We start from the raw sequence: 24,000 nt of genomic DNA, 5'->3' as shown, positions 1-24,000 counted from the left end.
AACGGCCGCTCCCCGCAAACTTTGCTCGATGGCAGACGGGCTGCTTCCGGCCGCGTAGCTGTCGACTAGAGTAAGCACGCCCGGCCTCCCATTCGACACTATCAGGATTGGCTTACCGTCCACTTAGCAAGGCGTTGATACCTAAACATCAGTTTTGCTGCCGACCTCCCATTCTGGCCAGGGAAGCATGAAGAAGGCGACCATGGCCAGCAGGCACGCCGCGGCGATGAACGCGAAGACAGCAGCGAATTGATTGATGCTAAACGTGCTCGCGGTGGACGCCACCCATCCAGTTGCGCCCTGCATGATGGCAACGCCGAGGAATACAGCTGTGTTCAGAATTCCGAATGCTCGGCCGACGACCTGAGGATCATATGCACTCTTAGTGTCTGCGAACTGCAAGATCGTGAAGCCGGTGAGCGCACCAAGCGCAACGCACATCGTAGCATCGACGATCCAGTTGGCGGAGATTGCAAGGATAAGGAAAATCCCGGCGGAAGTGGCCATGCTCGCGCAGATCAGGTATCGCCGTGAGCGTCCTTTCGCCCGCACCAGACCGAATAGCGGTGGGCCAACCAAGGTCGCGATCGATGAGGCGAGAAGCACATTCCCGACGTCCGTCAGTGTGAAGCCGTGTCGCTCCATGAACAAGGGTGTCGCCCACAGGCCCCTCAGCGCGATGTAGGACGAATAGCCAACGAGCGCGAGCGCAACGATGCCCTTTGTCTGCCGTTCCTTCAACATCGCAAGCGTCTCTCGAATTGCGCCTGCGATGTCGCCTGAGTTCTTGCCGTGATCATCCCGAACGAGGACGAGGATGCAGACCAAGTTTGCCGCCGCAACGACGCCTGTCGCCACAAAAGCGCTGCGCCAGCCCCACTGTTCGACTACCCATGCCAGCGGCGTGCCAGTGGCCAGTAACCCAAGGCCGCTGAAGCTGAGAACCAAACCCGATACTCGGGCAAAACTCTTTTCAGAAAAATGTTTGCTTACAAAGAACAGCGATCCCACAAAGGCTGGTGCGCAGCCGATGCCAATGAGCAACTGCCCCAGCATCAAAACCGGGAAGCCAGTTGCAATGGACGACAGGAGCGCTCCCGCTACTGCAAGGAGGAAAGCCGAACCAACGGTCTTTCTCACGCCGTAAAGGTCAAGCGCCAGGCCCATCGGTATCTGGGCGAGGGCAAAGGACAGATGGAAGGCGCCGGCGTAGATGCCGAGTTCTTCGGTCGAGAGTCCGAGTTCACGTTGCAGTCCGGGGGCGACGATGGCCGCAATAGTACGAAACACCTGACTCATTGCAGCCACGCCAACAAGCGTCGCGAGCATGACTCCGGCCGCACCGGCCCTGTCTGCGTTGAATACTTTCAGCCTACCGCCCTCCTTCCGGCCAAGCCGCAATGCGATCGATAACCTGGTATGCCGTTGCACCAGGGGCGAATGTCTCCCGTGGGAACGCGGCCTCGTCTGCCTACGCAGTCCGCGACTTGAGCATATCGAGGTAGTGCGGATTGTACATGATACCCAATACGTTGCCGAACGGATCGACCACCGAGGCGGTGACGAAGTCGTTCTCGCGCTTAGTGATCGGATCGTACTCCGTGGCGCCCATGGCCTTGAGCCGAGCGAACGCCGCCTCGATGTCGTCGACGTGCCACAGCAGTATGGCGCCGCCCGGACCGGGCTGCATCGCTGCTGGTGCGTAGCGGCGGTCGATGATGCCGAACTCGTCCTCGTCGTCGCCGATTCGGAACTCGACATAGGCGGGGTTTTCCGCATCGGGCCGCTGGAGTACGCCTCGACGCCGAACAGTTCCGCGTACCAGTCGCGCGCCGCGGCCACGTCGTCGGCCCAGAAGCTCACCGTCGCCATGCCACGCAAAAAGTGCTTGTTGCTCATTGTCGTAACCCTTTCCTTGATTGCGATCGGACGGCCAATGATGCGCGATAGTGGTCCGCATCCGGCCCCGTCCAGAGAGCCGAAAGCGGCTTCACTTAGATGGAAAGGGAAGGGCCAGTTTCTGCTGGACCGGCCCAAGGTATCAAGGATCCGTTCTGCGGGCAAAATGCTCGCAGGTGATTTGCCACGGATCGTTGCCGGACGATCCTTCCTCGCCGATCCAATGGAAGCTGTCGGCCGCGATCTCGGTGAAACGCCACCGCGCTTTGAGGACGCGCGAATCCTCGCCGATCTGGACAATGTCCTTACCCTCGGCTCGTCCAATCTGGCGCGAGTAGTCCTGGTTGAGCGGGTCGTTCCAGATGATGTGCCAGCCCCCGATGTCGGGATCGAAGATACGCAAGGTCGTGCCATACATGGTGGACGGCGCAGGGCGTCTGGGCCTGATCCAGATATCCTGAATTGCGCGACCTTCCAGCACCTAGCCGAAATGGACTTCTCCGGTTGATTCCTCGGTCGTGCCGTCATCGAGATGACGTATGGTGTCCATTCCCAGCTTCCGATCAGCCACCCGTACAGGTGCATGTCTTTCGCCCGGTCGGCTGGCGGAGCCTTGGATCCGAGAGCGGCGAGAAACGGCGATTCGTCATAGTCAAAGACCTTTTGTTCTTCAGCAATCGTGGGAGAAGTTTAGCACGGCCCTCCTGACAGGGAGCCGTCAGGAGATCGGGCCAAACGTCGGGCTGGGCACTTCAGCCGAACGGCGGCTAACCGCTGAACTCACCCTGATTGCAGACAGACGGCGCACGGCCCCTCTGCAGTCACCTGCACATCGAAGGATTGCGGAGGGTACCCTGGCGGCCCGAAGACGGTCCATGTACCGATTGAAGCTGGCTGACGTCGTGCTTCGGGCGTTCAACCCGTGGAGTGCGGCAATGGTCAGGATGAACGGGATCGTCGCATCAAGTCCCGAAAAGTCGGTCAACACGACGCTGCCTTCACTAGCCCACTTGGTCGCTCCAGCCAAGGCCGTCATTTGCAGATCAGCCGCGCTTCGGACGGCGGTCGTATACCCTCGACGAAGCCGAAAAGTCCCTGGGTAAGGCGAAGTCGCGTAGCTCTTTGCGGGCGGTTGAGATTTCACGCTGTGGGTGCTCGTCTTAGTAATACTTTTCGACCGCGAGCTATCCCTAAAGATCGAACATGTCGACCGTCAAAAAAGGTGTAAGCTATTGGATTGACAAACACTTTGGTCGCAGCAGCTTTCAAAACTGACCTACTTACCGCCTTGCTAGTCAGCCCATTTTCCCCTAGGCCTCACACGGGGGTGTTTGGCACTTGCACAGCCAAGACACGCCTTTGGATGATCGCGACAACTTTCTAGGGGCCGGCAATGCGCGAGAAAAAATTGGACGGCAATCGGGCGCCGGGGACTCTGCTCGAGAACCTCGCGGCGCGCGTAAGAACAGCCTATGATCTCGATAGGAAGCAGAATCCCGGTCGCTTTCTCGCAGATGCGGATGGGCTCGGTCGAGACTACCTCTTTGCGGAGAATGTCGCCCGTATGCTGGGATGCAGCCTAGATTTCGTTCGGCGAATTCCGCGCCACAAACTGCCGGTTTCTAAGATCGGTCAGCGAGCCATCTATTCCAGGTCAGATGTGCAAGCATTCATTCTCTCGGAACGAGCCGTAGCTACCCGTCCCATGAAAGACGACAATAGGTCGCGCCCGGTGCAACGGGTTGCAAAAATTGGAAGTCGCTCTTTGGGCCGACCCAAATCTAACGACGTCTTCGATCCAGTCCTGCATGTTCAGCGCCTGCTGGGGAAGGGGCGGGGAGATGGCTAATAACGAAGCGCTCAAGATTGGTCCCTTTCGCATTGCACCTCGCGTTCGGGACGGCCAGCAATCTGGGAAGTGGTTTCTGGATATTCCGCCACACGTTTCCCTGGAAGGCAGGCGAACCCGTCGGAGCTTCGATACGAAAAGCGAAGCCATGAGCGAAGCCAGGCAACTTCTCCGGAGCCTTCAGATCGATGGAGCACTCCGGGGCTTCCATCGCCCTGTTGCTGGCATCACGTTCTCTGAACTCTCTCAAAGATGGCTTGCGACGCAAGCTGATCGCGTAGCCACGCAGAAGAAGCGGGTGATATCACTCGAAACGCATGCTTTTCGCTTGAAGGCGCTGCTTGGCCCATTAGCCGACCTGGATATCGAGCGAATCTCGGCGAAAGATATCGTTGACTATCAAAAGATCAGGCTTGCAGTCGGTCGATCACCCGCCACTATCAACTCCGAAATCCGCTTACTGCGACAGATTCTAAGTTGGGCTGTGGATCACGATCTTCTCCATAAGATACCCAAAGTGGAGCCGATTCCTGAGCCACGGAAGCGGCTCAGCGTTCCAACCATTGAGGAGATCGTTAGGGTGGTGGCCGCTCTGCCTCCTAACCTTGCTCTGTTGATTCGTTTTCTTGCGGAGACTGGCTGCAGAAAGGGCGAGGCGTTTTCGCTGACATGGGCGGATGTCGATGAACTCCACAACGCGATATTGATCCGTCGGAAAGCTGGCTGGACACCGAAGACAGCCCACAGTGATCGTGACGTATTTGTTGGCGCGAGCCTCATGAAGGAACTTGTCGTGGCCAAGCATGCCGCCCTCAAACAAGCTTTAGACGATAGTGCGTCGGCAAGCCTTGTGTTTTTAGGGCGCGGAGGTGGCAGAATGTGGAACTTCGAAAAAGCCCTCGCGACAGCTATCAAAAAGGCCGGAGTTACACGCGACGGCGCAGAGATGCACATCACTCCTCACATGCTTCGGAAAGCGCACGCGACTTGGTTGAAGCAACGTGGAGTCGATGACGTCATTCTTCAGCCCAGGTTAGGCCACGCGCCCGGCTCCCGCGTCACGGCCTACAATTATGTTCATTTGCCGTCCGAGGCCATGAAGTCGACTATCATTGATCTCGAAACTGAGAAAACGAATTTGGATTAGTGGACGAACTACCTGGTAGTCGTATGCCTTGAGCTATCCTAACCTTTTGCGCCTGCTCCATGCTTTCATCTCATGAAGTCAGAAGCACTATCATCATGATGAGCGCGAGGCCCTGCATAGCGAGCAACAGCCAAAGCGGCGGCGCTGGAACGCGCTTCATCCATTCAATGATTCTTGCGTCCAGCCGTTCGCTCCAGTTTTCCGTTTTCATCAAGCTACGCTCCTGTTTATATCTCAACTTTCGCGATCCTAGTCTTAGCAGTGCCATCTCGACGTCCCTACCAAACCACTTGGAATGGCAAAGGTCGGGCATCGGGCCGCCGAAGAAGCCTTGGCGCGGTCTGCTCGTGCCGTCTACCCAGGTGACCCGGCGGCTATACGAAGGTAGTTGACCAACAGCGCCTATGCGACTCATTAATGGACCTACCCACGCCGTTGCGTGGATCCACTCCCCATCAGCGCCGTTTCGCCGCTGCCTGATCGGCAAGGTTCGACCCCTCTCTGCCTTTCCGCGGCACAGCCTGAACCGGAAGTTCTGACCCGTGCCGACCTTCAGATGATGAGACGCCAACGGCGCGACAGGGGGAGAGCGGACTTCAAGCGCTGCGGAAGACAGCCTCTATATTGTCTACCATCCGGATCGAGCACGAAGGCAGAGGAGTTGACTTGGAGTCGATCCTCGCGCGAACCGGCGCCCCATTGTCGGTCCTGCCCTTCTGGGCCGCAGCATGGAAACTGTCGACCTGCCCCTGCTCTTGGATCAACACGTTTAGTGTCAAGTACCGCTCCAACGAACGCCGGCCCTGCAATCACATCCCGGATAACAAAATCGCGGCAAGGCTCGAAACGCTGATCAGAATTGTGGCTATGGCTGCAAGAGCCAGCGGCCTCCAGCCATTGTCGTGAATTGCTGCGACCTTAACGCCGAATGCGAGGCCGGCGAGCGCCACCGCGAGAAGAAAATTGACAATGTAACCGGTGATGATGACCGCCATCGGAGGAACGACCCCGGTGCTTTGGATCAGCACCAGCGTCAGGAAGCCCCAGATAAAGCCGACGGCAAAAAGAGGATACGGCTGAGTTTCACTACCGTTGCCACCGGCTCCGACCCGACCTGATGCTGAGCGGCGTCCAATACTTGAGCGACCTCGTGCAGAGACGCGCCTGCCCAAGTTCCGTAGGCAATTGGAGAAAGCTCGAGCAGGTCGCCAATCGTCATGACCGCCAGCATGGAAACTGTGCCGAGTACGGTAACGCAAGCGACGGCATAGACAGCGTGCTCTTCATCGATACGCTTTGTACCGTTGACGGCCAGAATGGCGGAGGCGCCGCACACGGCCGTGCCCGCGGCGATCAGCCTGGCGAGATTTTTGTCGACGCCAATCCTCGCCTGTTGTCAATGGAGCGCTATTGACACAGCCGGAGCTATCTGTCCATAATAATGAAACAGTGTTTCTTTATATGAAACCGATTGGAGGAACGGCAAGTGAAAGCTCTACGTGTGATATACAGCGCCGCGATAGTCGCGCTTCTAGGCAGTTCTGGTACATTCGCGCAGGACGTAATCCCGATCGGGCTGAGCAGTCCGCAGACGGGAGGCGCAGCTTACCTTGGCCAACATCAGCGCCAGGGCGCTGAACTCGCGGTCGCGGAACTCAATGAAGCAGGGGGCGTCCTTGGCCGTCAGCTGGAATTGAAGGTCCAGGACAATCAGTGCAACCCGACCCAAGGCGTGGCCAGCGCAGACCAACTGATCGACGTCGGCAAGGTTGTTGCCATCATCGGAGGTTTGTGCAGTTCGGTCACTCTTGCGATCATGCCGGTGATTGAACGCGCAAAAGTGCCGCTGATCGTTGACGTGTCGACTAATCCCAAAATCAGCGAAGCTGCAGGTGCGGGCGGGAACATCTGGACATTTCAGATCAATCCTTCTGACGCGGGCCTAGCTGCGGCGCTTGGTGATTACCTTGCATCGAAAGGAACGTACAAGAGCATCGCGTTTATCGGTGAAGACACCGATTACGGGCGTGGTGGGCACGAAGCACTCAAGGCCGCCCTGGTCAAGAGCGGTATCGCAATCGGCTCAGCCGACTTCTTCACTCAAGGAACCGCCGACTTCGCATCGGTGATCGCAAGGCTTCGCTCGAAAAAGCCGGATGCGATCGCACTCTACGCGGTAGGCGCGGATGAACTCAATTTTCTTCGGCAGTATCGCGCTGCCGGCTTGAACATTCCAATTACCGGCCGCATCGAACTGTCCGATCTTCAGGCAAGCCTGATCGACGCTGGAGCGCTCGACGGCGCCACCAGCGTCTTCCCCTACGCGCCAGCCGTTGACACCGAGGGCAACAAGGCGTTCGTCGCAAAGTTCACCAGCAAGTTTGGCGAGGCTCCAAACTATCAGAGTTTCGAAGGCTACGAAGCGGTGAAGGTGCTGGCTGACGCCATCACACGCGCCGGCAACGCCAACCCAGCTGCCATTCGCGAGGCGCTGGTCACCACATCTTATCCCTCGTTGCTCGACGAAACGATTTCGTTCGACGAGCACAATCAAGCCCACAACAAGGCGGTGATCCTGCGTGTCGAAGGGACGAAGGTTATCGTGGACAGCACGTCCGGGACGTAAACGAAACCGGGGCGCCGGTCTGCCGAAAGACAGATCTGCGCCTCCTATGCTTAGGCCGTGTTCGCCAATAAAGGTCAATCAGAGCCATGGACATTTCCCTGCTCGGGCAATTGCTGATTAATGGACTTATCCTCGGCGCCATCTATGCGCTGGTGGCGGTTGGTCTATCGCTCATTTTTGGCGTGCTCGAAATCGTCAATTTCGCGCATGGGCAGATATTCGCGCTTGGTGCGTTCGCCATGCTTGTACTCAGCAACTGGCTCGGACTGCCCTATGTCGTCGGGGTTGCGGCCTCTGGTGTCCTCATCGCCATGGTAGGCTTTCTGCTCTACGAGAGCCTGTTGAAGCATCTCAAAAGCGGCGAGTTCGAACGCGGGATTATACTGACGCTTGCCATCGGCATGATCCTGCAGAACACGCTACTCGCCACGGTCGGCGCGACGCCGCACATTATCGATTTCCCCGAAGTCTATTCCAGAATTGAGTTTCTTGGCGTTGGTATCGAACAGCTTCGCCTGACGGCCGCTGCCATCGCACTTGGAACGCTGGCCGCGGTTTGGTGGCTCCTGACCCGCACTCGCTTTGGAATGGCCATGCGTGCCTTGGCCCAAAATCCGCTTGCCGCCACAGTTGTCGGCATGAACCCGAAGCGAGTAGCCGGCCATGCCGTTATCCTGGGAATGGGACTGACGGGCATGGCCGGCGCCTCTCTCGCGCCGCTCTTCACGGTTCATCCGCTGCTCGGCGTTTCGCTGCTATTCAAGGCTTTTGCCATCGTAATCATTGGTGGCCTTGGCCATATACCTGGCGCCGCCGTGGCCGCGCTGATTGTCGGCCTCGCTGAGAGTTTTGCGGGCGGACTTGGTTCGACAGTACTGCAGGACGTCGTGGTGTTCGGCCTTATGATCGTGCTCTTGCAGGTAAAGCCGCTTGGCCTGTTTGGACAAGGGGTGCGGATATGACTGCAATTGCCTCAAGCCTCGAAACTCCCGCCATGCCACGCAGTCTATTTGTTGCTCTCAGCCTTGTCGCAGTCACGGTGATCGTCGAGGCACCGCTTCTGGCGCCAAATACCTACGTCATCAAGATTGCCATCGTGGCTCTGATCTTTGCTGCGATGAGCCAGGCCTTCAACCTGATTTACGGTTTTGCCGGTCAGCTTTCCTTTGCACAGGCCGGCTTCTGGGGTGTCGGCGCCTACGTATCGGCGATCGGCAGTCAGAGCCTCGGGCTGTCCCCATGGCTGTGCCTGCTGATCGCTCCAGCAATCTGCGCGGTGGTTGCCGTTCTGGTTGGTGTACCCGCCCTCAGGGTGTCGCGGGCAGCATTCGTCATTGTCACGCTGGCACTGACACTGCTGTTGCAACTCCTGGCCCGCAATTGGACCGAAGTTACGCGCGGAGCTATGGGCATCCCCGGCCTGCCACCGCTCTCGATATCCATTCCGGGCGTGGTCAACCTGGACGGTGCCGATCCGTTCCAGTTCTACTGGATCGCGCTGATGCTGATCGCTCCGGTGTTGGCTTTGCTCTACTCCATTATGTCGACGCGGATGGGCAAGATTTTGCTGGCGACCAACCAGGATGAGTCGCTCGCCCGCTCACAGGGAATGGACGTTTCTGGCTGGCAGCTTTTCGCCTTTGTGATCTCCGGTGCGGTAAGCGGCTTTGTCGGCGCTCTGTACGCCTTCCACCTCTCGATCGTCGAGCCCGGCATTTTCGACATGTACTACACCCAGATACTGCTGATCATCGTCATTGCCGGCGGCGCCGGACATTTCTGGAGCGTTCTGGGCGCGAGCCTGGTCTTCACCGCGCTGCCCGAAATGTTGCGCGTAAGTTCTGAGTGGCGTCTTGTCATCTTTGGGGTGCTGCTTGCGGCAATCATCATTGTGATGCCACGCGGTTTTGGTGGATATCTAGAGGACAGGCGCTTGCGGCTGTGGCGGAGGCGCGCGTGATGGGTACAAGTCTTCTGCAAGTCACAGGGCTTTCCAAGAGCTTCGCCGGAATCAAGGCGGTCGACGACGTATCATTTTCCGTTGAGGCTGGCTCGGTTACCGCGCTGATCGGACCCAATGGTTCGGGTAAAAGCACCACTATCGACTGCATTTCCGGATTCACCAAAGCCAACGCCGGACGGGTGATTCTGGCCGGCAAGGACATTACCGGGGCTTCGGCTCACACGGTCGCGGCTTCTGGACTGGTGCGCACTTTTCAGAACGTTCGTGTCTACGAACGCTTTTCGCTGCGTGACAATCTGCGCATTGCCGCGGGCGGTGCGGCGGCGACAAATCCGCTCACTTTTGCGCGGGTGCGAGAGAAGGCGCCATCATCCGAGGTCCTCGACGAACATATCGAGCGTGTCGGGCTGCAACGCTATCGCGAGGCGCCGGCGGCGATCCTATCTTACGGACAGCGTAAGCTACTTGCGCTGGCGGCGACGCTCATTTTGAATCCGGCAATCATCATTCTCGATGAACCGCTGGCGGGCGTAAACCCATCAGTGATCCGCGATCTCTCGCGCCTGCTCGACGCGCTGAAGTCCGAGAGGCGGACCTTTGTGATTATTGAGCACAACATCCCGTTCGTCATGCGTCATGCCGATCATGTGGTCGTTCTGGAAGCGGGCCGGAAACTGACGGAAGGACCGCCTGCAACGGTGCGCGCCGACGAGCGCGTCATGCGTGCCTATCTCGGTGGCTCCGGCAGCGATGTCGCGACGGAGAAGGTTCCATGAATCCAATCATCGAGCTGAACAACTGGTCGGTCGGCTATGTCGATGAGCCGATCGTGCGTGGCGTCAATCTTGCGATCGAGCAGGGCACGATCACGACACTAATGGGCGGTAACGGGGCAGGAAAGTCGACCCTTTTGAAGTCGATATTCGGTATCGGCAAGCGCTTCGATGGATCGATTGCCTTCGCAGGCAATGACATTACGGACACGACGCCCGAGCAGAGGCTGAAAGGCGGGCTCGCGCTGGTGCCGCAAGGACGCTGCAATTTTCCGGCGATGTCCCTCGCCGAAAACCTGCTCATGGGCGGCTATACGCTATCGCGGCAGGAACGCGAGGCTGCAATTAGACGGGCAACAGATCAGTTCCCGATGCTCAAAGCCAAGTGGAATGTGCCTGTCGGTTACCTGAGCGGCGGCCAGCAGCAGGTTATCGAGATCGCAATGGCGCTTATGCTGAAGCCGCGGGTGCTGCTGCTCGATGAACCGACACTGGGACTGGCGCCTTTGATGATGCGCGAGATATTCGAGACAGTTCAAGAGATCGCGGCGCGCGGCGTCACCGTGATTATTGCCGAGCAGAACGTGATGGGCGCGCTGCAGTTTTCCGACCGGGCAATCGTCCTTGAGATGGGGACTCTGGCCGTCGATGGGCCGGCGAAGACGGTTTTGGCAGACCCGCGGGTGCGCGTCGCCTATCTCGGCGAGGAGGCGGCATGATGGACTCCAAGCTTAAGCAGGGCGGGTTGGTCAACAAAGCCCTTCTGGCCCTCAAGCCCGGCGAGCGCGCTAGTGGCCGACTGGCCATGGGAACAATGGCGAGCGGCCAGAGCATCGATCTGCCTTATCTCGTGTTGCGGGGTATGCAAGACGGTCCCTGTCTGTGGCTGAATGGGGCTGTGCACGGCGACGAGATCAACGGCGTCCTTGCGGCGTTGGACTTCTATCGCGCGCTGGATCCAAGCCAAATGCGGGGCAGAGTGGTGGTGACGCCGGTTTCCAACCCGCTCGGCTTCGACGCGCGGCGCAAACGTGTGCCGCAGGATGAACTTGACCTTGATCAGTCGTTTCCAGGACGAGCTGATGGACTGGCATCGGAACGCCTTGCCTGGACACTGTTTTCGGAGATCGAAAGCGTTGCTGACGTGCTGGTCAACTTTCACACGATGAATCCGTATTTCGACAGCAAACCTTACGTCGTCTACAAAATCGGATCTGCGCACGTGGCTGAGGAAAGCGCGCTGCTCGCCGCCGCGGCCACGTTCGAACCGTTCGTTGTTTGCCGTATGCCCCTCGACGGCGAATCGGAACTGCCGGGCAACGTCGCCGGCGCCCTAGATTATCAGGGGCTCAAGGCCGGGCTGTTGGCTTTCATGGTCGAGTTGGGCGGCGGGAGCCGCCAAGAGCCAGCATACATCGCGCAGGGTGTAAGGGGATTGTTTCGACTGGCGCAGCATATAGGGCTTCTCGAAGCCGACGGCTGGGAGCCAGGAGGTGTCCAGCGCGTAACTCGGCGGCGTCACGTCATGTGCAGCCATGGTGGGCTCTTTCGCCAACAAGCGGTGGCAGGAAGCATCGTGCCGGCCGGACAGCCGATTGGAATTGTAGAAAGCGTTTGGGGTGAGGAACTCGAGAAGATTGAGTTCGACGCTCCCGTGGCGCTAATCGGGCTGCGCACGGACCCGGTGGTGCACAGTGGAGATCGGGTGGCATTTGTCGGCATCGAGTGGAGCTTTCTCCATGCCTGACCCACAGATCGCCGTCCTACAGTTCAACCCCGTGCATGGTGCCGTGAGCGAGAACCGGGCGCGCAGTGTTGCGCTACTTGCGAAAGCCGCGGCCGCGGGCGCAAATATTGCGGTGCTCCCTGAATGCGCCATGACCGGCTATGTGTTCGACAGCGTCGGACAATTAATGCCGCTGGCTGAAACATTGCAGGGAAAGACTGTGGCTGCCTGGTCCGACGCAGCCCGAACGCACAATCTGTGGGTGATTGGCGGGTTGATCGAAGAGCGCGAGGACGTGCTCTACAATACCGCTGTCGTGATCAGCCCCGACGGCGCATGCCGGCGCTATCGGAAGCTGCATCTCTGGAATTTTGAGCGCGACCTCTATGATCCTGGCGGTTCGATGCTGCTGGTTGACACGCCTTGGGGAAAGGTTGGCGTCGCCATCTGCTATGATCTCTGGTTTCCCGAACTGATCCGCGCCATGGCGCTTGCCGGCGCGACGCTTGTGGTGCTGCCGTCAAATTGGGCGGGCAATCCGCGTCATCGTAATCCGTTCGATGCACATGGACTGCCGATAGGTTGCCATATGGCAATCGCTGCAGCATGCGCCAACGAGATCACTATTGCCGTCGCCGACAGGACAGGCGCCGAAGGGGACCTGAGCTTTCTAGGATCGAGTTGCATCGTCGGGCCTGACGGACGATTCCGGGCTGGCCCTGCGAGCCGCGACGAAGATGCCGTTCTTCTTGCGCCATGGGTGAATCCCGCGGCGATACGGTCCGTCGGCCAGTCCCATCTCGCTTCACGCCGCAGCGATATTTACAGCGTGTCCGTCCTGCCGGGATCTTCGGCGCCACGAGAGGACATTATATGAAAACGCTCGATACCGCCCTCGACATTCTGCGCCTGTTCATTACCAGCGAGACACTCTCCGTCGGCGATGTGTGCCTCGCCACCGGTTTACCCAAGAGCAAGGTCTCGAAGCTTTTGGCGGTTTTTCGCGACCAGAACGTGCTGGAACAGGACCCGACGACACGGCGCTACAAGGTCGGCATCACCGCTTTCGAGCTTGGATCGCGATATCCAAAATCCAGTGCGCTCGCGCGCGAGGCGCTGCCCGTGCTGCGGCGGATTATGGAGAGTTCCAGTCTTTCCTCGACGATGAGCGTCATGAATGGCGACATCGTGCTTCATCTGATGGCCGTCGAGGGGCCGCTCTATGCCGAAGGCCATTGGCGCGTCGGCAACAGGTTGCCCGCACATGCCACATCGGCCGGCAAGGTGCTGCTGGCGGGCATGGATAAGCATGAGCTTAGAGGCTTCCTCGAGCGGAACGCGCTGATGCCGATTACGGCTTTGACCATTACCGACCCGGTAGTGCTGGCAGATCAGCTCGAAGGGATCCGCCAGAATGGGTTCTGTGTCAGCAATGGTGAAAGTGCACCGGGGCTCGTTGCGATCGCGGCGCCTGTTCTGGGGGGCGACGGAAAAGTCACTGCGGCGATCGGATTCGTGCTCCCGCTCGATGTGTTCGAGCCAGCAAAAATCCCCGCATGGCTTGCCATGCTGCAGGAGGGCGGCCGCGATCTGTCGATGAAACTCGGCGCGCCTGCCTACCCTTATGGCAACGCATCGAACCAGCACCGATTAGCCAGCAAGACTCGGAGGACAGCCTGATGAAACGGGAACACATGACCATTCCCGCGCGCAAAGGCACATCAGTCGCACTTACCGCGGGGCAAAAGCTGCGGGTCGAAAACACGTTTGGCTCGCAGGTACTCGATACCTGGGCGTTCAGCGCCGCGGATTTCGGCGAGTACATGGCCATGGAAGCAACCCGCTCCTGGAACAGCCGTCTTACTCCCGCTGTCGGCGATGTCCTTGTCTCCAATCGCTATCGGCCAATGCTCAAGCTGGTTGAAGACACGACGCCAGGAGTCCACGACACGCTGATGTGCTGCTGCAGCCCCGGTATCTACGCCAAGATGGGGTACCCGGGGCATGACAATTGCGAGGACAATTTCCACGCGGCACTGATGGCGATCGGGCGCGACGTGGATTTCACGCCCGGGCCGCTCAACCTGTTCATGAATTTCCCCGTCGCGCCCGATGGGCAGATCACTCGCGAACCGCCGGTTTCAAAACCTGGCGACTATGTGATGTTCGAAGCCCTCGTAGACGTTGTCGTGGTGTTTTCGGCCTGTCCGCAGGATATTTCCGCGGTGAACGGCGCGGGGCGAATGCCTACCGACGCGCATTATACGATCTTTGGGGACGCGCAGTGAACGAGGTCAGCGGGCTGAGGCCGGACACAATTCTCACTCATAGCGGGCGCGATCCGCAGGCGTTCGGTGGCGTGGTCAACGTTCCCGTCGTACGCGCTTCGACAATACTTTATCCCGACCTCCAGGCGTATGAATGTTCGCGTGTCGAGAAATTCTCGTCCCTCCGCTATGGGCGTTACGGTACCCAAACGACGTTCGCGCTTGAAGAAGCGGTCGCAGCGCTTGAAGGCGGCTTTCGCGCCACCACCTTTCCGTCTGGGCTGTCAGCGATCGCCAGCGTGCTGCGGGCGTTGCTGCGGCCGGGCGATCATCTGCTGATGGTCGATACGGTCTATGGACCGGCGCGAAAATTCTGTGATGAGGCGCTGGCCAGAGACGGGATTTCAACCACCTACTACGATCCGGGGATGGGTGCGGAGCTTGTAAACCTCATCACGGATCACACCCGTGTCGTCTACTGCGAATCTCCGGGCAGCTTGACGTTTGAGGTCCAGGATATCCCGGCGATCACTTCGGTTTGTCGTCCGCGGGGCATCGCTGTTGTCGCCGACAACACCTGGGCGACGCCGCTGTTCTTTCAGGCTTTTGCACGTGGCGTGGATGTGTCCATTCACGCGGCGACAAAATACATTGTCGGCCATTCCGACGCCATGCTCGGCATAGCGGTCACCACCGAGGAATATTTCGAGCGCGTGCGCGGCTATGCCGCCGAACACGGTGTTATCGCCGGGCCGGATGATTGCTGGCTTGGGCTGCGTGGACTGCGCACGCTCGGGGCACGACTGCGCCAGCACCAGCAAAGTAGCGAAATTGTGCTTGACTGGCTGTTGCAGCACCCGGCGGTGTCGCGTGCCTATTATCCCGCACTTGCCGGCCATGCGTCGCACGCATTGTGGCGCCGAGATTTCACCGGAGCATCCGGCCTGTTCGGCCTGGAACTTGTTCCTGCGCGACATGACGCCATCCACGGTCTGATCAACGCGCTCAAGCTGTTCGGCATCGGTTCCAGCTGGGGTGGTTACGAAAGCCTGATCCTGCCTTCGAAGCCCATCCGAACTGCCTCACAAGACCGCACAACGGGGCCACTGCTTCGCATCAACATCGGGCTTGAAGACCCTGATGATCTGATCGCCGATCTCGAGGCGGGGCTCTCGGTTTTCGAAAACCAACGCCGAGATCTGCAACGGAGGATGAACCATGCGCAGTGACAACGACGCAATGATTGATGCGATGGTCGAACGAGCTCGGGCTATCGTTACAAGCGAAGGGGCAACCCGCGCCAGCCTTTCCAAGGTGCTCGACGCGCTGAAAAAGCTCGCCGCGCTTCCTGGCCTATGGAACGCTGCCAACTATGCCGATCCGGAGCCGGGCGAACGGCAGGCCCGATATCTTGTGCGTTCGGACGACGATCAGGAATTCACGCTCTACCTCAACGTCATGCGGCCCGGCAACAAGGTGCCGCCGCACAATCACACGACCTGGGCATGCATCGCCGCCGTGGAAGGCAGCGAGCACAATACCCTCTACGATCGTGTTGATGGCGGTACCGGCCCCGGTCCTGCCAGGCTCACGGTCACCGGGGAGGTCGAAGTGCGTCCAGGGGAAGGCATCGCTTTGCTCGCCGACGATATCCACTCAGTGGAGATCAGGAGCGAAGCACCGATCCGGCACCTGCACTTTTACGGCAAGGCACTCGAAGCACTCACCGAGAGGCTGGTGTTCGACCTCGAAGCAGGGACTGCCCAGCCGATGAAAATGGCTGTCGCCACCAAACGCTAGGCTGTGCAGTGACATCATCTGTTGGAATTGACGCCCGGGCGCTGAAGCGCGCCTTAAGCGATGGCGACGAAATTGCACTGCTCGATGTGCGTGAAGCCGGTGAGTTCGCGGCCGGCCATCCATTTCTCGCTTCGTCAGCGGCATTCAGTCGCTTCGAAGTATTGTTGACGAGGCTGGTGCCGCGGCGAAATTGCCGTGTCGTGTTGTACGACGACGGTTTATCAGGCCGGGCGGAACACGCTGCAGACCTCGGAAGGCGGCTCGGCTATGGTGACATGCGAGTCCTGATCGGCGGTGCACGTGGCTGGGCAGAGGCCGGGTTTACCTTGTTCGAGGGCGTGTTCGTACCGAGCAAGGCCTTTGGCGAACTGGTGGAGCAGGCATTCGAAGTGCCGCATATTACGCCAGCGGCATTGCAAAAGCGGATCCAGCGCGGCGACGCGCTCGTCATCGTTGATGGGCGCCCGTTTAATGAGCATACGAAAATGAACGTGCCGGGCAGCATTTGCGTGCCCAATGGCGAGCTGGCCTATCGTGCTGAGTTTTTTGTTCCGGATGAAGAAACTCCGGTCGTCGTGCATTGCGCGGGACGCACGCGGTCGATCCTCGGAGCACAAATTCTGAGGGATATGGGGATCAGGAATCCGGTGTTTGCCCTCGAGAATGGCACTCAGGGATGGAGGCTTGCCGGGCTGGAGCTGGAGCGCGGTTCCTCACGCAGGGTTGAAGCGGTCCCTGGTTTGCAAGCGCTGGGAGCGATGACAATGCAGGCTCGCGCGTTGGCGGAACGATGGAACGTTGCTTTTGCGCGAGCATCCGATGTGAATGCATGGGGAAGGGATGAAACGCGCACCACATACGTCTTTGACGTTCGCAGCGACCTCGAATTCGCGGCTGAGCATCTCGATTGCGCCGAGAACGCACCAGGGGGCCAATTGATCCAGTCGACAGATGTCTGGGCTGCCGTACGTGGCGCCCGAATTGTTCTCATCGATGACAATGAAATGCGCGCCGTGGTCGTCGCGAGATGGCTGAGATTGATGGGGTGGGAGGTCTATGCGCTTGCCGGAGGGCAAGCCGCTTGGCCGGATATCGATGTCGCCACCAGTCCTGTCATCGTTCCCTCGGCTGTCCGGAATTTGGAATCTGCTCTCATTGGAAAGGAACTCTTGCTTGACACGCAGCCGAGCATGAGTTTTCGAGCGGGTCACATTTCGGGGGCGCGCTGGACGCTGCGATCCCATCTTGCGGATACCGTCAGAGACGTCGAGATCGGGCGGCCGATCGTGCTCTGCGGCGGTGACGCCGTTGTCGACGGCCTGATCGCGAGCGATCTGCGGAATATGGGCTATGCTGATGTCCGTGCGCTGAAAGGCGACCCGGCGGCGTGGAAGGCAGCTGGGCTGCCGGTAGTATCGACGCCCGATGAGCCGCCGGACGAAGAGGCGATCGACTTCGTGTTTTTCACGCACGACCGCCACAGCGGCAATCTCGAAGCGGCCCGACAATATATCGCCTGGGAAACCGGGCTGGTGGCGCGACTCGATGCGCAGGAGCGCGCTGTCTTCGCGCTTTGAACCCCAAGAAAGGGGAACCTCGACGTGATTGAAAACCCGATAACTTGGCCAGGCGGGGCTCGGTGCGCCTGCGCCATCACCTTTGACATGGATGCAGACAGCCTGATCCACATTTCCCGTCCCAAGGACGGGCATACGCGCCTCTATCCGATTTCCATGGGTCAATATGGACCAATGGTCGGAGTTCCACGAATCCTCGAAACCTATCGAAGGCTGGGGATCAAGCAGTCATTTTTTGTTCCGGGCTGGTGTATTGAGCAGTACCCGCAAACGGTGGAGGCGATCCTCAAGGCCGGCCACGAAGTGGGCCACCATGGCTATCTCCACGAGGACCCAACCGAACATTCTCTGGCTGAGCAGACCTACTGGTTCGATAGAGCGCTTGATGTCCACAAGTCGCTTACCGGCAAGACGCCAAGCGGTTATAGGGCACCTGTTTACAATGCCACTCAAGGCGTCATCGATCTACTGATCGAGCGCGGCTTTTCCTACGATAGCTCGCTCATGGGAGCGGATATTCCTTATATGCTCAAGACCGACAAGGGCGATCTGGTGGAGATTCCGGTCCATTGGGGCAATGATGACTGGCCGCAATTCGCCCACTATGCCGAGATCGGATATATGATGCCGGTCGCCGCTCCCAGCACCGGCCTGCGCGCCTTCCAGGAAGAGTTCGAGGCGCAATACGAGGCCGGGGGCTTCTGGATGGGAATCTGGCATCCGTTCCTCACCGGCCGCCTCGCACGCTGGCGCCAGGTCGAGCACTGGCTGGAGGATATGCTTTCAACGCGTGATGTCTGGTTCGCACCGCTGCATGAAATCGCGGCCTATGTCCGTTCCTGTCATGCGACCGCCAGCCACAAGATCCGGGTGGACCGACTGCCCTATTACGACTTGCCGGTCCTCATGGCGGAACCGCGTGCGCCACAGCGTAGCGGCGAGGAGACCGACGGCTGAACCGAAGGTGGATCATGAATAGACTTCCTCCTCTCAAGAGCCTGCAAGCGTTTGATGCCGCAGCCAGGCATCTTAGTTTCAAGATGGCTGCGGAAGAACTCCATGTTACTCCCACTGCGATCAGCCATCAGGTCAAGCTGCTCGAAGAGTTCATGCAGCAAAAACTCTTCAACCGTCTGGTGCGGTCGCTTTCCCTGACCAAGGCCGGCGAAACCTATGCGCCCTTGGTTCGCAAGGGATTTTCTTATCTTGAGCTGGCATCGGAGGAAGTGAGCGATGCCACCGCGACGGGCGAGTTATCGGTAACGACCACGACCTCCTTTGCTACCAAATGGTTGATGCCGCGATTGAGCCGGTTCCGGCAACGCCACCCCGGCATTGTCGTGAAGGTCAGCGGGTCCGACGAGACGGTCGACTTCACACGCCACAACTTCGATCTGGCTATTCGTTATGGCTTCGGCGACTACGCCGATTTGAGCACGGTTTGGGTGCTGTCGGACAAGGCAGCCGTCGTTTGTTCCCCCTCGCTGCTTGCGGGCACATCCCCTGACGACGATGCGGCCGCCGTTTCCCGCGGCCCGCTCATCCACTACGAATGGTCCGGGTTCACCAAGCGCGATCCAAACTGGTCCACCTGGTTCGAGGAGGCCGGTCTGGGCGGCGCCCATCTTCCAACCAACGCGGTCTACAGCGATGAGCATATGTGCATACAGGCGGCGATTGACGGCAATGGATTTGCGCTGGTGGGACTGATCGCTGCCGCCGACGATATTGTGCAAGGCCGTCTGGTGCTCGCTTCCTCCATTCGACTGCCCAACAAGAACTACTATCTGATCTGCCCCGAAACTCGCTCCGGCAATCCGAGAGTGGCGGCCTTCCGGGAGTGGCTGCTCGAAGAAGCCGATATTTTCCGCGATAGTCCTGCCGGCGAGCTTATTGAGAATCAAACCTGCCATCCGGTATCCGCTCACCCGACGCCTGAGCAATCCTCACTTCATTGCTGAAAAACGTTTGATAGGTTTGCCGTGTTTCATCAAGCAGGCAGCGTTCGACATGCAATTGGCAAGCGTCTTCGACCAGAGGAAAGGCGCACCAGGCACCAACGGGTTCGCCCTGGGGACGCCTGTTGCTGCGCGCATGAGCGGCTCGAGGGAACATCGTCAGCAGTCGACCTATATCGTGCGCGCGCGTTGGGCACTGCTGTCTGACGAACCATCGGACTTTATCGAAGATGGCGCCGTTCTGGTCGTGAATGGCAAAATCGGCGCTAACGGCACCTATACTGAACTGCGAAAAGTGAATCCGTCCTGCAAGGTCGTCGGAACCACGTCGCATCTTTTGATGCCCGGGCTGGTCAACGCGCACCATCACAGCTTCGGCGTGCCGACATCCCTGCACGGCATAGCCGATGCACCGCTAGAATCCTGGCTGCAGGGCATCCGCTCCCTGCGCCCGCTCGATGCGCGCCTGTCCGCTATGTGGACCGCTTGCCAGATGCTGCGAACAGGCGTCACCACGATGATCGACATGTGCGGCCTTGCCGGCAGCGCCGAAAATGTCGACCAGTCTGTCCGCGGCAAGATGGATGGCTACGCCAGCGCCGGCATCCGCGCGGTTGTTGCGCCTGGTATCCGAACCATGGGGTTTCTCCTGGGCGGCGAGGGCGAGGACGAGCGCTTCGCCGTGCAACTCCCTCCTGCGATCAGAAAACTTGCAGCCACTTGGATGGCGCCGACCGACCGAGTGAGCCCTGAACAATTTTTCGATCTTTTCCATGCATGGCACGCCGCGGCCTCGACGCAGCCACGTATTGACCTCTGGTTCGGTCCACCAGGCTTGCAATGGGTCGAGCGATCGGTTCTCGAGGAAATTAATCTGCGCGCCGAACGCTACGATACGGGGATCCAGCCCCACGCGCTCGAGTCCCGCTACGAACAGGAAACAAGCCAGCGTAGCCGCGGTCAGTCGGTTATCGCCTATCTCCATTCACTCGGCATCCTGACGCCGCGCCTCTCACTCGCACATGGCGTCCACCTTTCCGATGCGGATATTGGGGCGTTAGCGGGCACCGGCGTTATCGTCGTCAGCAATCCGGGCTCCAACCTTCGCCTTCATTGCGGAATTGCTCCGGTCGGCAAACTGAGAGCAATGCAAATTCCTGTTGCGCTGGGCACGGACGCCACCACTTTGAACGACGACGACGACATGTTCGCCGAGATGCGCCTCGCATGGCGCTTACATTTGAACGCCGGAGCGCGGGAGCCCGGCGTCGGAGCACGCGATGTCTTTGCGATGGCGACCAGGGTCGGTGCGCAACATCTCAACAGATCCATTCGCATCGGCATGTTGCGGCCGGGCTTCAAGGCCGATCTCGTCCTGCTGCGTCTCGACGAACTCACCTCGCCCTGGGTCGCCCCGGAGGCCGACCCGTTCATCTTGTTGATGACGCGCGCGAAGGCGCGCCACGTCGACATGGTTATTGTCGATGGCGAGGTCGTGCTCGAGAACGGCCAGCCCACCCGTTTCGACAAGCGGGCACTCGCTTCCGACATTGCCGATGCGCTCAGCCGGACTCCCATCCCCCATGGGGATTTGGAAAGCGCCGCGGCGTTAGATCCCTTCATCCAGAGATGGCTTTCGCGGTTCGACAGCGCCCGGCGTGAGACGGACGGCTGAGTCTCTTTCGAAATCCACCTCCTGCTTCATGCGACGGATGAGCCCTTTTCAGTTGAGGGGGCGAACTATTGCGAGCCCAATAGGAAAGAGCAGGCCGAACGCTTTCGTGGCGGTGCAGCGCGCGACCTCGTCGAGGAATCCCATGTCACATCTGATCGTCGAGAATGTCTCAAAATCGTTCGGGCCCTTCAAGGCGCTTGAGAATGTAAGTCTCACCGTCGGCAGGAGCGAAATCCGCGCCGTTCTCGGTGAAAACGGGGCGGGTAAGACCTCGCTGATGAATGTGCTTTACGGCCTCTACCGGCCTGACAACGGTCGGGTACTCATCGATGGCGCGCCAATCGTTCTGAATTCTCCTCGCGATGCGATTGGCCATCGCATTGGCATGATCCACCAGCACTTCCAGCTCGCCAGCGCGCTTACCGTCACCGAGAATATTTTGCTGGGAACCGGCGGCCTCTCGCTGAACCTCAAGCAGCAGGCCGCCAGGATCTGCGAGATTTCGGAACAATACGGCTTCGATGTCGATCCAGATGCGCCGGTCTGGAAATTGCCCATAGGCATGCGCCAGCGCGTCGAGATTCTGAAAGTGCTCCATCGCAACGCGGAAATCCTTGTGCTGGACGAGCCAACCAGCGTTCTCGCACCCGATGAAATCGGCAGCTTTCTTGACGGACTCAAGAAAATACGAGCCGCGGGACACACCATCCTGTTCGTTACCCATAAGCTCGACGAAGTGATGGAAGTAGCGGACAACGTGACCATCATGCGCCAAGGTCGCGTCATTGCCGAAGTGGGCGCCGCCGAGACGACGCCGAAAGAACTTTCCAGACTGATGGTGGGTCGGGAATCCGACATTCGGATCGGGAATCGCGTCGGCGAGCCTGGTCGGGCGGTTCTTGAAGTCGTTGACGTCTGTGCTCAAAGCGACCGCGGCGCATCCGCGCTCAAATCCTTGTCGTTTTCGCTGCGTGAGGGCGAAGTGTTCGGCCTGACCGGGGTTGACGGCAATGGTCAGAGAGAGCTCGCAGAGGTCATTGTCGGCATGAGGCCGTTGACGTCGGGCGACATTCTAGTCGAGGGCGAGAGCATCAGCCACCTCGACGTGCGTGAGCGGGTGGTCAACACCAAGATCGGGTTCGTACCGGAAGACCGGCACGCCACAGGGCTCGTTCTGGACTATTCGGTGTCCAAGAACCTCGTGCTGCGCAGCTTCGACCGGGAACCGGTCAGTCGCAACGGCATCATTGACTACAGGCATATTGCGGAGCGTGCGGTCGACCTGATAGCGCGCTACGACATTCGCCTGCGCTCGGCCGAACAACAGGCGCGCTTCCTTTCGGGCGGCAACCAGCAAAAGATCATTCTGGCGCGGGAGATCGAGTCACGGCCGCGCATCCTCGTTGTGATGCAGGCCACCAAGGGTCTCGATGTCGGCGCAATCGAGTTCGTGCAAAACAAGATTCTCGAAGAGCGCGCGCGCGGCGTGGCGGTTCTCTACATCTCGACCGAACTTGAGCATCTGCTTGAAGTCGCCGACCGCGTCGGCGTCATTTGCGCGGGCAGGCTTACGGGAATCCTGGCGCCCGAGCATGTCACTGCCCAAAAAATTGGAATGATGATGGCCGGTGTGACCATGGAGGCGGCATGATGGACCGCGTCGTTGAATGGATTTTCGCACTGCGCACGGTTTTTGCTGTCGCCATCGCCCTGCTGATCGGCGGCGTCCTGATGCTGTTGGCCGGGTCAGACCCCGTAGCCGGCTATCAGGCCCTGTTCGGTGAGGCCTTCTTCGACTATTGGGGGATCGGCAACACGCTCGTAAAGACTTCGCCGATCCTGCTTGCGGGCCTGGCGGTCGTGGTGCCGTTGCGCGCCGGGCTCTACAATATTGGCGGCGAAGGTCAGATCTATCTCGGTGGCCTGTTTGCTACCGTTGTTGGACTCGCGCTGCCTGAGATGCCCTCCTATGCAGGTATCCCGATCGTTGTTGTCGCAGCAATGATCGGAGGTGGACTTTGGGCGGCCATCCCAGGCTATCTTCGCGCGTATCACGGCATCAACGAAGTGATTGTGACCTTGCTGATGAACTTCATCGGCATTCACATCGTTTCCTATGCCGTCAGCGGCCCGCTGCTCGCGAAGTCGGCGCCGTATCCTTACTCCGAGGAACTGCCCGAATTCCTGCACCTGCCAATTCTGATGCCGGAAACCGATACGCATATTGGCGCAATGGCGGGACTTTTGATCGCCGTCGTCATCTACCTGTTCTTTCGCTACACGCCGTCGGGCTTTGCGATCGACACCGTCGGCCGAAACCCGGAAGCTGCCCAGTATGCCGGCATCGCCGTTCGCAAACAGATGCTGCGATCAATGATTTTGGGCGGTTGCCTCGCCGGTCTTGCCGGCGGCTTTGAAGTGATCGGCCTCAAATACCGCCTCTTTCACCTGTTCAGCTCCGGCTATGGGTTTGACGGCATTGTCGTGGCGTTCATGGCGCTGGCCTCGCCCATCCTCGTGCCGGTCGCGGCATTCTTCCTTGCCGGCCTCCAGGCTGGTGCCGGCGCCATGCAACGTGTCGCTGGTGTGGAGCGCTCGATCGTCGATGCGCTCCAGGGGCTCGTCGTGATCATGCTCGCCGCAAGCCTTGCCATGCGCGCCGACCGCTTCGGCATCCTTTCCTACCTACGCGCCCGCCGTGCCTCGCTAATCCTGCCGGCTGCCAAGAAAGCGAGCTAGA

The 24,000-nt window shown here is 59.3% G+C and carries 25 protein-coding genes; 19 read left to right on the top strand and 6 right to left on the bottom strand.

Annotated features, from left to right (window positions below; all coding sequences use genetic code 11):
* Positions 1 to 141: 141 nt before the first annotated feature.
* From AC0L3O_RS30940 to AC0L3O_RS30930, 3 genes are all read right to left on the bottom strand, one after another.
* The gene (locus AC0L3O_RS30940) at positions 142 to 1,329 is read right to left on the bottom strand and encodes an MFS transporter (RefSeq protein WP_473617517.1); all 1,188 of its coding nucleotides are present in this window, start codon (positions 1,327 to 1,329) and stop codon (positions 142 to 144) included.
* A 142-nt stretch (positions 1,330 to 1,471) separates the two neighbouring features.
* A complete protein-coding gene (locus tag AC0L3O_RS30935; protein WP_473617515.1) occupies positions 1,472 to 1,960 on the bottom strand; it encodes a VOC family protein in 489 nt (162 codons plus the stop codon).
* A gap of 81 nt (positions 1,961 to 2,041) precedes the next feature.
* A complete protein-coding gene (locus AC0L3O_RS30930; protein ID WP_473617514.1) occupies positions 2,042 to 2,317 on the bottom strand; it encodes a hypothetical protein in 276 nt (91 codons plus the stop codon).
* A gap of 975 nt (positions 2,318 to 3,292) precedes the next feature.
* Here AC0L3O_RS30930 and AC0L3O_RS30925 point away from each other — a divergent pair.
* Positions 3,293 to 3,748 carry a helix-turn-helix domain-containing protein gene (locus tag AC0L3O_RS30925; protein WP_473617513.1) on the top strand — a complete coding sequence of 152 codons (456 nt, stop codon included), beginning with the start codon at positions 3,293 to 3,295 and terminating at the stop codon, positions 3,746 to 3,748.
* Entirely contained in the window at positions 3,741 to 4,895 is a 1,155-nt protein-coding gene (locus AC0L3O_RS30920) for a tyrosine-type recombinase/integrase (RefSeq protein ID WP_473617511.1), read from the top strand. The genes AC0L3O_RS30925 and AC0L3O_RS30920 overlap by 8 nt, the downstream gene beginning before the upstream one ends.
* Before the next feature lie 70 nt (positions 4,896 to 4,965).
* On the opposite strand, the gene AC0L3O_RS30915 is transcribed toward AC0L3O_RS30920, so the two are convergent.
* The 3 genes from AC0L3O_RS30915 to AC0L3O_RS30905 form a co-directional block, all read right to left on the bottom strand.
* Entirely contained in the window at positions 4,966 to 5,106 is a 141-nt protein-coding gene (locus tag AC0L3O_RS30915; protein ID WP_473617510.1) for a hypothetical protein, read from the bottom strand.
* A 598-nt stretch (positions 5,107 to 5,704) separates the two neighbouring features.
* A complete protein-coding gene (locus AC0L3O_RS30910) occupies positions 5,705 to 5,944 on the bottom strand; it encodes a putative sulfate exporter family transporter (RefSeq protein WP_473617533.1) in 240 nt (79 codons plus the stop codon).
* Positions 5,929 to 6,231, bottom strand: a complete 303-nt coding sequence (locus tag AC0L3O_RS30905) for a putative sulfate exporter family transporter (protein ID WP_473617509.1) — start codon at positions 6,229 to 6,231, stop codon at positions 5,929 to 5,931. The genes AC0L3O_RS30910 and AC0L3O_RS30905 overlap by 16 nt, the downstream gene beginning before the upstream one ends.
* A gap of 150 nt (positions 6,232 to 6,381) precedes the next feature.
* Between AC0L3O_RS30905 and AC0L3O_RS30900 the strand changes: the two genes are divergently transcribed.
* From AC0L3O_RS30900 to AC0L3O_RS30820, 17 genes are all read left to right on the top strand, one after another.
* Positions 6,382 to 7,521: an ABC transporter substrate-binding protein gene (locus AC0L3O_RS30900; protein ID WP_419695445.1), complete on the top strand. Its 1,140-nt coding sequence runs from the start codon at positions 6,382 to 6,384 to the stop codon at positions 7,519 to 7,521.
* Positions 7,522 to 7,607: 86 nt separating this feature from the next.
* A complete protein-coding gene (locus tag AC0L3O_RS30895; RefSeq protein WP_473617507.1) occupies positions 7,608 to 8,483 on the top strand; it encodes a branched-chain amino acid ABC transporter permease in 876 nt (291 codons plus the stop codon).
* Positions 8,480 to 9,481, top strand: a complete 1,002-nt coding sequence (locus AC0L3O_RS30890; RefSeq protein ID WP_473617506.1) for a branched-chain amino acid ABC transporter permease — start codon at positions 8,480 to 8,482, stop codon at positions 9,479 to 9,481. The genes AC0L3O_RS30895 and AC0L3O_RS30890 overlap by 4 nt, the downstream gene beginning before the upstream one ends.
* The gene (locus tag AC0L3O_RS30885) at positions 9,481 to 10,260 is read left to right on the top strand and encodes an ABC transporter ATP-binding protein (RefSeq protein ID WP_473617532.1); all 780 of its coding nucleotides are present in this window, start codon (positions 9,481 to 9,483) and stop codon (positions 10,258 to 10,260) included. The genes AC0L3O_RS30890 and AC0L3O_RS30885 overlap by 1 nt, the downstream gene beginning before the upstream one ends.
* Complete coding sequence (locus AC0L3O_RS30880) at positions 10,257 to 10,976, top strand: ABC transporter ATP-binding protein (protein ID WP_473617505.1); 720 nt, start codon at positions 10,257 to 10,259, stop codon at positions 10,974 to 10,976. Before AC0L3O_RS30885 ends, AC0L3O_RS30880 begins: the two co-directional genes overlap by 4 nt.
* Entirely contained in the window at positions 10,973 to 12,004 is a 1,032-nt protein-coding gene (locus AC0L3O_RS30875; protein WP_473617503.1) for a M14 family metallopeptidase, read from the top strand. Before AC0L3O_RS30880 ends, AC0L3O_RS30875 begins: the two co-directional genes overlap by 4 nt.
* A complete protein-coding gene (locus tag AC0L3O_RS30870; protein ID WP_473617502.1) occupies positions 11,997 to 12,860 on the top strand; it encodes a nitrilase-related carbon-nitrogen hydrolase in 864 nt (287 codons plus the stop codon). Before AC0L3O_RS30875 ends, AC0L3O_RS30870 begins: the two co-directional genes overlap by 8 nt.
* Positions 12,857 to 13,663: an IclR family transcriptional regulator gene (locus AC0L3O_RS30865; RefSeq protein WP_473617500.1), complete on the top strand. Its 807-nt coding sequence runs from the start codon at positions 12,857 to 12,859 to the stop codon at positions 13,661 to 13,663. The genes AC0L3O_RS30870 and AC0L3O_RS30865 overlap by 4 nt, the downstream gene beginning before the upstream one ends.
* Entirely contained in the window at positions 13,663 to 14,271 is a 609-nt protein-coding gene (locus AC0L3O_RS30860) for a DUF1989 domain-containing protein (protein ID WP_473617499.1), read from the top strand. Before AC0L3O_RS30865 ends, AC0L3O_RS30860 begins: the two co-directional genes overlap by 1 nt.
* A complete protein-coding gene (gene metC / locus AC0L3O_RS30855) occupies positions 14,268 to 15,479 on the top strand; it encodes a cystathionine beta-lyase (RefSeq protein ID WP_473617498.1) in 1,212 nt (403 codons plus the stop codon). Before AC0L3O_RS30860 ends, metC begins: the two co-directional genes overlap by 4 nt.
* Positions 15,469 to 16,050: a cysteine dioxygenase family protein gene (locus AC0L3O_RS30850; RefSeq protein ID WP_473617496.1), complete on the top strand. Its 582-nt coding sequence runs from the start codon at positions 15,469 to 15,471 to the stop codon at positions 16,048 to 16,050. The genes metC and AC0L3O_RS30850 overlap by 11 nt, the downstream gene beginning before the upstream one ends.
* Before the next feature lie 8 nt (positions 16,051 to 16,058).
* Entirely contained in the window at positions 16,059 to 17,627 is a 1,569-nt protein-coding gene (locus tag AC0L3O_RS30845; RefSeq protein ID WP_473617495.1) for a rhodanese-like domain-containing protein, read from the top strand.
* Positions 17,628 to 17,651: 24 nt separating this feature from the next.
* Positions 17,652 to 18,584: a polysaccharide deacetylase family protein gene (locus AC0L3O_RS30840; protein ID WP_419695455.1), complete on the top strand. Its 933-nt coding sequence runs from the start codon at positions 17,652 to 17,654 to the stop codon at positions 18,582 to 18,584.
* Between the two features lie 14 nt (positions 18,585 to 18,598).
* The gene (gene gcvA / locus AC0L3O_RS30835) at positions 18,599 to 19,588 is read left to right on the top strand and encodes a transcriptional regulator GcvA (RefSeq protein WP_473617494.1); all 990 of its coding nucleotides are present in this window, start codon (positions 18,599 to 18,601) and stop codon (positions 19,586 to 19,588) included.
* Complete coding sequence (locus AC0L3O_RS30830) at positions 19,521 to 21,260, top strand: amidohydrolase family protein (protein WP_473617492.1); 1,740 nt, start codon at positions 19,521 to 19,523, stop codon at positions 21,258 to 21,260. The genes gcvA and AC0L3O_RS30830 overlap by 68 nt, the downstream gene beginning before the upstream one ends.
* Positions 21,261 to 21,402: 142 nt before the next feature.
* On the top strand, positions 21,403 to 22,911 hold the full coding sequence (locus AC0L3O_RS30825; RefSeq protein WP_473617491.1) for an ABC transporter ATP-binding protein: 1,509 nt from the start codon (positions 21,403 to 21,405) through the stop codon (positions 22,909 to 22,911).
* On the top strand, positions 22,911 to 23,999 hold the full coding sequence (locus tag AC0L3O_RS30820) for an ABC transporter permease (protein ID WP_473617489.1): 1,089 nt from the start codon (positions 22,911 to 22,913) through the stop codon (positions 23,997 to 23,999). Before AC0L3O_RS30825 ends, AC0L3O_RS30820 begins: the two co-directional genes overlap by 1 nt.
* Position 24,000 lies beyond the last annotated feature (1 nt).

Source organism: Mesorhizobium sp. WSM4810 (assembly GCF_055811235.1).
Note: the sequence above shows the minus strand (reverse complement) of the source record. Positions and strands in the feature narration are given on the sequence as shown.